This window comes from Anaerosporobacter sp. (assembly GCF_031551385.1).
Taxonomy (GTDB): Bacteria; Bacillota; Clostridia; order Lachnospirales; family Lachnospiraceae; genus Anaerosporobacter.
Map to the genome: position 1 here is coordinate 1 of NZ_JAVBNS010000215.1, position 10,433 is coordinate 10,433.

Here is a 10,433-nt window from a genome sequence, read left to right on the forward strand (position 1 = left end):
CCCCCTCAATCGGAAGCATTTCACCGATCTGATACTTTCCACTTAATATTTCTTGCTTTAACTGCTTATATACAAGCATATATGACGGTAACTTACTACTCATAAAATAATCATACCTTTCTCATAACCTGCAAGAATGGAATACAGACACCAAATTTGCAGATATAAAATCATGAATCAAATAATTAGATATACTGCTCTTATTGTATCCCGATTAATCTTATATTACAATCCTACAATTTGACTTCTTCTCTCCATAATAACGGTATTTCGCCAAATTCCATCGACATCTCTTGCGATGTTTTCTCTAAGTCCGACCATTCGAAAACCACATTTTTTGTGTAAAGCTATACTAGCTTCATTAATTTCGATAATACCTGATTGTAACGTCCATATATCTATTTGTTCTGACTCCTCAATTACTTTATTCAAAAGTGCAGTTCCAACATGTTGCCCTCTTGCTTTTTGAGCGATATAGATGCTCACTTCATTTACGCCTTTGTAGACACATCTGCTGCTAGTTGGTGATAATGCTACCCAACCAAGTACTTGATTATCTTCGTTCACTGCGACAAAACGGCATTCTTCTATATGACCGTTAGACCAAGTGTCATAATCGGAGGCTGTTGTTTGAAATGTTGCCTTCTTTGTTGCTATGCCTTCAAGATAGATGTCTTTAACACTTTCATAATCTTCTTTATTCATAGTTCTAATTGTAAATGCCATTTTATTGTTCTCCTTTGTGGTATTGATTTTATTTAGACACATTATATATTAGCAACTCAAAGAAAACAACTTTTTTATTCCATGGAAAAAGATATAAACAATACGTGCCCCCCACCAAGAAAGCACAAACAGCCAGCCCATATATATTCACATAGGCTGACTGCTTCTTTCTTAAATCCTTTATTTCATTTTCTAAATACCACAAAAACAACTATCCCAAATACCTACCTATATAAAATCCCAAGCTCTTAATTCTGCCAATCCACACTAAATGTTTGTGTACCTGTCGCTGGTGTTACTGCCGTATGATTGTTACCACTTTCCCATATTACATTTCCACTGGCATCTTTCTTAATGAATTTATATTGTATTGTTGTTCCTGCTGGGACATTCACATCGTAGAACCAAGTAGGATACATACCGATTGAGCTAGTGCTATTGAATAGAGGCCCAATCGCCTTCGTTACATCCCAATTTCCGAGTTCATAGACACTACCAACAAGGTAAACATTCGAACCATAGTTAGTTGTTGCATTGTTTACTTTAAATCGGACGGATATCTGTGTCGCAGATAACACTTCAAATCCACTATATGTGTTACTTGCTGTTCCAGATGCTGTTGTCACTTTAATTGCATATTTTCCAGCAGCCACACTAGGAATCTTCACTTTAATTTGTGCATCGCTCCAAGAAACAACTTGTGCTGCACTTGTTCCAAAACTTACACTACCTTGTGTACTTCCAAAACCTCTACCCGTAATCGTAACGGTGTTTCCTGCAACTCCCATCATAGGGTCAACATTTCCGATTAGAGGTGTTGCCGTGCTACTTGCAGTATATTGCCATACAGCAGATTGCCCTGCACCTAATGTAAATGTATTTACAGCTCCTGTACTTGCTACTGTAATAGTTCCTCCCCCAAGAGTACCTTGCATAACATCTGAATATGTCCCCTGTGGTAAACTTGTGTATAATCCAGCTACACTATAACTCTTGCTTTGATTGCGGTTCACTGCAGTTACAACGACATTGTTTCCAAATTTACGTTCGTAGATGAATACGTCATCGTTCATCCAACGTTCGCTTGTTGTACCATAAGCTAATGCTGGATTTGATTTACGTAGTGGAGCAAGATAGCTGATTACTTTGTAAGCTGTCGAATTCGTATTAAACGAAGGCATATCCCCGCGATTATATGGATCTGTTGTTCCTGTTGCATATTGCTCAGAACCATAATAAATCGTTGGAACACCACGTGAAGTAAGTAAGATTACATAAGCATTGTCTACTGCACGTTGGTTATTGCTTGCTAATGTCATGAAACGGCTCATATCATGATTATCAATAAATGTTACTTGATCATTCACTTCATTATAATCTGCATCAGTAGCTACAATAACATCATACAAATCTTCCATAGTTGCAGAACCATTACCAAGAGCATTACGAACTGCATTAGCAAATCTAAAATCTAATAAACTCATACCACTGTCATTTGCAAATTTCGTCATATCTGCATCTGCTGCCACTCCGCCATTAAACCACTCACCAAATACAAACACTGATTTGTAAGAATAGATAGAGCTTAACCAGTTCTTCTGCCAGCCAAACGACATATGCTTAACCGCATCAACACGAATACCGTCAACACCAAGATCTAACCAGTTTTGAATAGCTTCCTTCATATAAGCATCAACAGTAGCATTTTGATGGTTTAAATCCGCTAAACCATACATACTGTGATAGATACTATTTTCATATGTACTGAAATCCGTCCAGCTTTCATGATTGAATAGTCCTTGTGAATCATTCTTGAATCCGCCAAGATACGTACCGTTTTTGTATAATGCGCCATCTTCTGGGAATGTCATTGTTCCGTACTCTGCTGTAGAAGTATGATTTGGAGCGAAATCAATTACAATCTTAATACCTAACGCATGTGCTTTGTTTACCATTGTTTGAAAATCACTTACTGAACCAAAGTAGGAATTTGTTTTGAAAAAGTCTTTTGCCCAGTATCCATGATAAGATGCACAGTTATTAGACGGATCAATTGTTGTGATATTCTCAACAGGTGAGGAAATCCAAAGAGCTGTAACACCCATATTAGAAAAATATCCATCGTTTAATTTCTGCGTAATACCAGCCCAGTCACCACCATGATATTTCTGTAAGTTCGATTTGTCAAAAATGCTTCCTGTCGGATTATTACTAGTATCCCCATCAAAGAAACGATCTGTAACAATCTGATAGATAACATCTGTTGAAAAACTCGCTGTATTCGTAACCTCTGCATCTGTCGAAGTTGCCGCAGCTTGTACGGGTACATTAGTAGATATAACTCCAAACGCAAAGATAAGTACAAACAGTAAACTAGTCAGTTTTTTTATGAAAGAATTATTCCTATTATTCCATTGCAAATTCATTATCTTTACCCCTTTCAGCCCTATATTCTATAGGGACTTACTGTTTGATTGCATTTCCTATTTTCACATGATACAATTACTATTAGAAATACATTATGGAGGTGCATCATGGGAAAGAAAAAAGCAACTATGCAAGATATCGCTAACTTATGTGGCGTATCAGTTGCCACCGTTTCTTATGTAATTAATAACTCAGAAAAAGAACATATTAAACACGATACCCGTATCAAGGTTTTAGAGGCGGCGAAAAAACTTAATTACACCCCTAATATAAATCGATGTATCACGCGACCAAAGAGTAACTTGATTGGTATTATCATTAATTGGAATAAGCGCAACGCTCCTAGTAAAAAGATGCTTTATTACGATTTGGCGATCGAGCTACAGATGCAGTTATCATTGTTAGGTTATGACTCCATCATAGCAACTACTAAAGCATTCGAGGATGAAGCTGATATTATATCCAAACGTTCTCTTGATGCCGCCTTCATAATAGATATTCGTTCCGAGGAAGTTCGACGTGTAACAAGAAAATATTATGTTCCTATTATTTTTCTTGATTGCGAAATTAACGATCCTCTCTTTTGCAAAATATATCCGAATTATGAAGTGATTATTTCTAAAGCGAAACATATGTTACAGGAGGACGATATCTTCTTAGTAATGGAAGATATTTTGAATGAAGAACTAAAAGATATTATTACAAATACGATTCCTGCTGATAAGATATTCATAAATGATATGAAACATGACTTGAGAGAATTCCTTCTTCAGCATCAGAACGAAAAAGGGATTGTCCTAGGTGAAATTCTCGGTCTTGAAATAGAACGATATATCCGCAACGATCATATTGTCGTAGTTACTTCACTCGATAATTCAAGGTTTCTTTTACCTGATACAATGACTATTTCAATCAAAAACAAGACGAAGGCAATCACTGCTGTTAAAATATTAGAACAACTCCTTCGTCTTGCGTATGTAGGCACGCCTTGTAACCAGCTTTTATTAAATCCTGATACGGATTAGCAACTCCCCCCTTTCTTTTTTATTATGATTTGATGCTTAACGGAATTACTTACTTCCCTTTTTCTTACTAGTGATTATCATACATACAGCAATTATAACAACGACTACGGCTGCACCAATGCAGATATATAACGTAACATTATTCTTATCTTCACTTGCTGGTGCTGTTGTTGCTACTTCCGCAGCAGGGCCTTCTGGCCAGCCAGCTTTTGGCTCTGTAGAGGCAACAACGGTTACGCCACCACCCATACCTGAATCATTCAGTAAATCTTCACTTCCATTGGTAAGCCAATACGTATTACCAATCGCAAGGTCTTTACAATCTGCTGTCTGTGCTCCTGAATTATTCGTAAATAATACACCTATGCTTTCATCAGAAACAATTTCTGCGCAAAACCAGCCGTCACCTACGTCTGTCATAGCATCCCCAGGCCATGCATTCTGAGCCAAATCTTTTGTTGTCTGCATTGTCCATGACCAGATGTTTACATTATCCCAACCATTCTCGTTATAATAATAAATCTTAATGCTGTCCCCGGCATTCGAATCTGTAGCATCTGCTGCCAATACAAGTTTATTCGGCAAGATAAAACCCATAGCTACAAATGCAAACACCAATACAAAACTTAAAACCTTCTCCAATTTCTTTTTCATACCGATTCTCCTTTATTTGATTTTTATATACTGTGCCGTATAAGGCAATATGTTGTTACTACATACAGATTGATTTGATAGTAAGTCAACAAACTCGTTCTTCATCATATCCTCTGGTAATTGTTGTACTTCCTTCGTTTGATTAATTACTACATAGATATCGCTCCCCTCGTAACTACGTTTCATCACAAACAAATCATCTGTACTCTCAAAGGCTACTACTCCATAACGTAACGCCTTCTCGTTCTTTCTAATGTCTATCAATTTTTTATACCAATTATGTAAATCTAAATCCCACTCATCTGTATTCCAATTGAATCCTTTTCTACAACCAGGGTCATATCCTCCGGTTAAACCAATCTCCGTACCATAGTAAACACATGGCGATCCAAGATATCCAAATTGAAAGGCTGCTGCATTCATTAAATTCTGTTTATTTTCCTTACACATAAACAGAAAACGTTCCGTGTCGTGACTGTCTAACAGATTAAACATCATCTCATTAATTAAATCAGGATATTTCATAAGTTGCATCGTAAGCATTTCTGAAAATGCATTTGCAGTAATCGTTCCTTTCGCAAAATAGTTAATTGCCTGATGCATAATCGGATAATTCATAACTGTATCAAATTGATCCCCTAATAACCACGGCATAGAGTCATGCCAAACCTCACCGATAATCACTAAATCATCATCAAGTTCCTTTACAACCTTACGAAACTCTCGCCAAAAACAGTGATCTGGCTCATCTGCTACATCAAGCCTCCAGCCATCAATATGAAACTCTGTTGTCCAGTAGCGCACTACATCAAATAGATACTCCTGCACTTTTTTGTTTGCGGTATTAAATCTTGGCATATATGACACACTTGCAAACATCTCATAGTTTGGCTCTTCCTGATTAACCGGAAACTCTTTAATGCGAAACCAGTCTTTATACTTTGAATGCTCTCCATGTTTCAAGACATCTTGAAATGGTGCAAATTGTTCACTACAATGGTTAAACACCGCATCAAGAATAATTCGAATTCCTTTTTCGTGAGCTTCGTCCACTAATTTATGAAATGTCTCCTTATCTCCAAAATGCTTATCAATCTCCATATAATCAATTGTATCGTATTTGTGATTCGATATGGATTCGAATATTGGTGTTAGATAAATTGCATTAATCCCAAGCTCCTGTACATACGATAAATGTTTACGAATTCCCTCTAAGTCACCACCATAAAAAGACTTTGGTGTTGGATCAGCCTCCCAAGGTACAATTTCCTTTGGTGAAATATCTGGATTCCCATTTGCGAAACGTTCTACAAATATTTGATAGAATATCGCATCGCTATACCAACTTGGCTTACGTGGTATATCTACGTAATGTGCACTTGGATATTGAAAGAATAAACAATGTGCGCGAGCATCGTCAAAGTCATCTAGTATTCCCGCCTCTGTATAGAACAACCGTTCTTCACCCGTAATTACTTCAAAGTAATATCCTAATCGAATATCCTCCTGCTTGATATTATATTGGTAATAAGCAAAATACTCATCTGAACCGATTTTCTCCATCAAACGATGTGTCTTATTCGCCCAGTCAAATTTCACTCCATAATATAATTTAACGGTCTCCACATCGTCTTTCGCTGTTCGAAATCGAATTCTTATATCTGTTTCCTTATAAGGATATGCATAATTGCTCTTTGAGCAATGGTAAAGTGCTTCTCTGTTCATCTAATAACCATGCCTTTCTCTTATTCTGTCGCTAATAGAGCATTCCAGTTTTCCATTGATTTCCCCCGCGCATCTGCTGGTGTCAATTGTCCATCAAATACAGCACGGTCAATGTCTTGCGTGATTGACCAAAAATACGATATTCTTGAGATGCTAGGCATCGGTATTGAATACTCGAACTGCTTTACAAACGCTGGTAGATACGGATCAGCCGATAGCCCTTCTACATGTTCAATATTGCTAACCGTAGTAATTCCATTTGATACTTTATATAGGATACTTGCTCCTTCATCACTAATTAAGAAGTTTGCTAATAGTTCTGCTGCGATTGGATACTTTGTAAATGTTGATACAAAGGCACACTGTACACCAGCAAATGGCTGTAACTGCTTTCCTTGATATGTTGGCAATGTTGTAATACCAAAGTTCATTCCACTTTCTTTAATCTGCGTTACATCCCAAGGCCCAGTAATATAATATGCTACATTCCCTTCCATAAAGCTTGCCTTTAGCGAACTCTTATTATTAAGGTCAGTCGAGGAAATAGGCATTGTTTCATGTAATTTAGCAATTAATTCAAGCCCCTTTTCATACTCATCCGTATCGAATCCTGGATTATCAGCATCATCGCCATTTTCTCCAAACAATTCAAATCCCTGTGAAGCAATAAACGGAAACTCATTATAACCATCACCAATCGTACATAGGAAATTGAACTTATTATTGGCAGGGTCATTAAATGTCTTTGCACCCTCCATGATTTCTTCTAATGTTGTAGCAGGTGTCTCTACTAAATCTTTGTTATAGAATAAGCAATTAACCTCAATGGATATTGGTACACCATACATCTTGCCATCACTCATTACGGTTTTCGTACCAGATTCCGCAACCTTGCTCTTGATATCATTCGTTACGGCATCTTCTAATTCCATAAATATACCTGAAGATAATCCTTTTTGAAAATTATCATGACTCGTGATAAATACATCCGCACCTTCACCAGAAGTGCCACTTAGAGCAATCTTATCAACTGTTCCCATTCCTTCTTGCGCAACCGTTACTGGCACACCGTATTTTGCTTGAAATGCTTTGGCAATTGCTTCTCCGTACTCTTTATTACCAGTCCAGAACACCAGTTTTGCACCATCTTCCGGCTTCATTTCTTCTACTGTTGCCGCCCCACTTCCAGCAAATGCTTCTTCATCTTCTGGCAACGCTTTCTTACAACCAGTTAAACTACTTAGCATTGCTATGGATAAGATTGCTGCTATAACTCTCTTGCTTATATTTTTTCTCATAAATTCATCTCTCTTTTCTTTTTTATAAATGAATCATTATTATTTGAAGTATCCTAAAAACTTTAAATATCCCTACAAGCATTTATAATTCTTCTCTATATACGTTACTCCTTAGAAGCTCCAGCCACAATTCCCTGTACTAAAAACTTCTGGAATAGTAGATACATAACCGTAATAGGTACTGCAACAACAACGGCTCCTGCTGCAAACAATGTGAAATTCGCATTCTGATCACTTGAAATCATGGAATATAAACCAACTGCAACAGTCTTATTCTTATTACCTGTTAATAGTAGATTCGGAATAATATAGTCCATCCATGGCATCATAAATTGTGATACTGCACAGTATACGATAATTGGTTTTGACATCGGTACTATAATTCGTAAGAACGTATTTAGCTTACTGCTACCATCGATATAAGCCGCTTCATCTAAAGAACTTGGTATTCCATCAATATAGCCTTTTACTAACCATACATTGTAAGGAATTGCACCTGCCGCATAGAGAATAACTAGCGCAATCGGCTTATTTACAAGCTCTAATACAATGAACAACGTATAAACTGCTGTCATTGATAGAAAACTTGGAAACATCGATAGGACTAACAATGTAAGTAATCCTGTCTTTTTCCCTTTAAACTTAAATCTTGATAACACCCAAGCGGTTAATAGAATCAAGATAACGGCAATAAATGCATTTAACGTTGCTATCGTTAAACTATTTACAAACCAACTCCCGAAATCTGTTTGCTCAAATAACTTCGTATAGTTTGATAATGTCAGCTCTTTCGGAATAAAGCTTGCTGTCGATAGGTTCTGTCCCTTGTTAAACGAGGACATGATAATCCATATCACTGGCACAAGAACTATGAGAGATACTAACATCAGTTCTGCATTAATTAAAACCGCTTTCACTCGTCTCTTCCACATGTTCTTACACCTCCTTGAAAGCCTGTGTTCTTCTAAAGTTCCATATAGAAACCACAGCAATTAATACAAAAATCATAATGTTCATAACAGCCGCCATATCATATAACTTCTGATCTAACGTCAACTTATAAATCCACGATATCAAGATATCCGTATCTCCCGCAAACTGATAATTCGTGTTAACAGGCCCTCCATTTGTTAGGAAATAGATGATACCGAATCCATTGAAGTTCCCCGCAAGATTCATAACAATAAGTGGAGCTGTTGCTCTAAGTACAAGTGGTAATGTAATATGTCTGAATATCTTATATCCACCACCCCCATCAATCTCTGCCGCTTCATACAGACTCTTATCAATATTTGATAAGATACCTTGAATCATAATCATAAACATCGGAAACCCAAGCCATAGGTTTACAACTAAGATGGTAACTTTCGCTATAAACGGATCTGATAAAAATGCAATTCTATGATCGGCTAATCCAATATCCATTAAAAACTTACTTACTGGCCCAAACTGACCATTTAAGAAATTACGAAATACTAACAATGTAATTAATTGTGGTATTGCCCAAGGTAAAATCATAATTCCTCGATAAAGAGTCTTACATTTGGTATATTTGCTATTTAATAGTATTGCTTGAAACATACCAAAGAAATATGTTGAAAACGTTGCCAGAACAGCCCAAACAACCGTCCATCGTAATACTGAAAAGAATGTACTTGACCAAATCGGAATCTGGAACAATTTCTTAAAGTTACTAAATCCCACCCAGCTAATTAAGTTTCCTGGTGGTAGATGATTCGTATTATAGTTTGTAAATGCAGTTAATATTGCAAATACAATCGGCATTACTACAATAAACATAATGTATATAACAATAGGTACTAGTATGATATATGCAAAGAATTTTGAATATGTATTCTTGAAATATTCCTTTGTTGTAGGACAATGTCCTGTTTCATCAAGCAGTTTCCCCGTTCGGTAGGCATCGTATATATTGAATACATAGATACCTGTTATTACTAGGAGCACCATTACTCCTATAATCCCCGTTATTAATAACATCGTCGAATGATCGCCACTTCTTCCGCCTTCCTTTTCACCTAATGTGATTAACCCCCATATGCCTTTTGTAAAGAACCCACCATGCAAACGAAGTGAAAAATGTTTTATTTGTCCAGAAAACGCTTCTAACCAATAGCCACTGAACATCTCCACCCCAATAAAAATTAGTTCTAACAAAAATAGTAGTAGTCCTTTCAATCTTTGCTTACAAACAAAAAACTGTCCAGAACCCCATACGATAATCGAGCATATCATACTTACTATCCGTTTCCTCTTACTCAATGTTTCTCATCCTTTCTTCGTAGTCCATTTATTACCATCTCTGACTCTATCTTACTTTATCGAAAGTCTACAGTCAAGTATAATTGCACTAAAATCTATACAAAAATTCTGATATTTTATGCATATTTGCCTATGGTTTTTACTTAACAAAATTATTTAAGTAATCCTCTTGTCGCAAGAAACCTTGTAAATACTTGCTTTTTTCGTGTGCATACTTAAATTTCAGTTTACCTATTTACTTAAAAGAAATTCGCAAAAGGGGGTTGGTGTGGTATAATTGGAGGTACATTAATTA

Annotated in this window: 8 protein-coding genes; 1 reads left to right on the forward strand and 7 read right to left on the reverse strand. The window is 36.5% G+C overall.

Features of this window, described 5'->3' with window-relative positions:
- Positions 1-225: 225 nt before the first annotated feature.
- Entirely contained in the window at positions 226-726 is a 501-nt protein-coding gene (locus tag RMR19_RS16540) for a GNAT family N-acetyltransferase (RefSeq protein ID WP_310604608.1), read from the reverse strand.
- Positions 727-974: 248 nt separating this feature from the next.
- Entirely contained in the window at positions 975-3,152 is a 2,178-nt protein-coding gene (locus RMR19_RS16545; protein WP_310604609.1) for an alpha-amylase family glycosyl hydrolase, read from the reverse strand.
- Between the two features lie 108 nt (positions 3,153-3,260).
- Between RMR19_RS16545 and RMR19_RS16550 the strand changes: the two genes are divergently transcribed.
- Positions 3,261-4,178 (forward strand): LacI family DNA-binding transcriptional regulator, encoded by a 918-nt coding sequence (locus tag RMR19_RS16550; protein WP_310604610.1) that lies wholly within the window; start codon positions 3,261-3,263, stop codon positions 4,176-4,178.
- A gap of 45 nt (positions 4,179-4,223) precedes the next feature.
- On the opposite strand, the gene RMR19_RS16555 is transcribed toward RMR19_RS16550, so the two are convergent.
- The 5 genes from RMR19_RS16555 to RMR19_RS16575 form a co-directional block, all read right to left on the reverse strand.
- Positions 4,224-4,832 (reverse strand): starch-binding protein, encoded by a 609-nt coding sequence (locus RMR19_RS16555; protein ID WP_310604611.1) that lies wholly within the window; start codon positions 4,830-4,832, stop codon positions 4,224-4,226.
- Between the two features lie 12 nt (positions 4,833-4,844).
- A complete protein-coding gene (locus RMR19_RS16560; protein WP_310604612.1) occupies positions 4,845-6,557 on the reverse strand; it encodes a glycoside hydrolase family 13 protein in 1,713 nt (570 codons plus the stop codon).
- Between the two features lie 20 nt (positions 6,558-6,577).
- Positions 6,578-7,855, reverse strand: coding sequence for a sugar ABC transporter substrate-binding protein (locus RMR19_RS16565; RefSeq protein WP_310604613.1), 1,278 nt, complete (start codon positions 7,853-7,855; stop codon positions 6,578-6,580).
- Between the two features lie 104 nt (positions 7,856-7,959).
- The gene (locus RMR19_RS16570) at positions 7,960-8,787 is read right to left on the reverse strand and encodes a sugar ABC transporter permease (protein WP_310604614.1); all 828 of its coding nucleotides are present in this window, start codon (positions 8,785-8,787) and stop codon (positions 7,960-7,962) included.
- A gap of 4 nt (positions 8,788-8,791) precedes the next feature.
- Positions 8,792-10,138: a carbohydrate ABC transporter permease gene (locus tag RMR19_RS16575; protein ID WP_310604615.1), complete on the reverse strand. Its 1,347-nt coding sequence runs from the start codon at positions 10,136-10,138 to the stop codon at positions 8,792-8,794.
- Positions 10,139-10,433: the final 295 nt, after the last annotated feature.

Coding starts and splice junctions, on each gene's coding strand:
- RMR19_RS16560 (WP_310604612.1), bottom strand. CDS start 6,557: ATGAACAGAGAAGCACTTTACCATTGCTCAAAGAGCAATTATGCATAT.
- RMR19_RS16570 (WP_310604614.1), bottom strand. CDS start 8,787: ATGTGGAAGAGACGAGTGAAAGCGGTTTTAATTAATGCAGAACTGATG.
- RMR19_RS16550 (WP_310604610.1), top strand. CDS start 3,261: ATGGGAAAGAAAAAAGCAACTATGCAAGATATCGCTAACTTATGTGGC.
- RMR19_RS16565 (WP_310604613.1), bottom strand. CDS start 7,855: ATGAGAAAAAATATAAGCAAGAGAGTTATAGCAGCAATCTTATCCATA.
- RMR19_RS16545 (WP_310604609.1), bottom strand. CDS start 3,152: ATGAATTTGCAATGGAATAATAGGAATAATTCTTTCATAAAAAAACTG.
- RMR19_RS16555 (WP_310604611.1), bottom strand. CDS start 4,832: ATGAAAAAGAAATTGGAGAAGGTTTTAAGTTTTGTATTGGTGTTTGCA.
- RMR19_RS16540 (WP_310604608.1), bottom strand. CDS start 726: ATGGCATTTACAATTAGAACTATGAATAAAGAAGATTATGAAAGTGTT.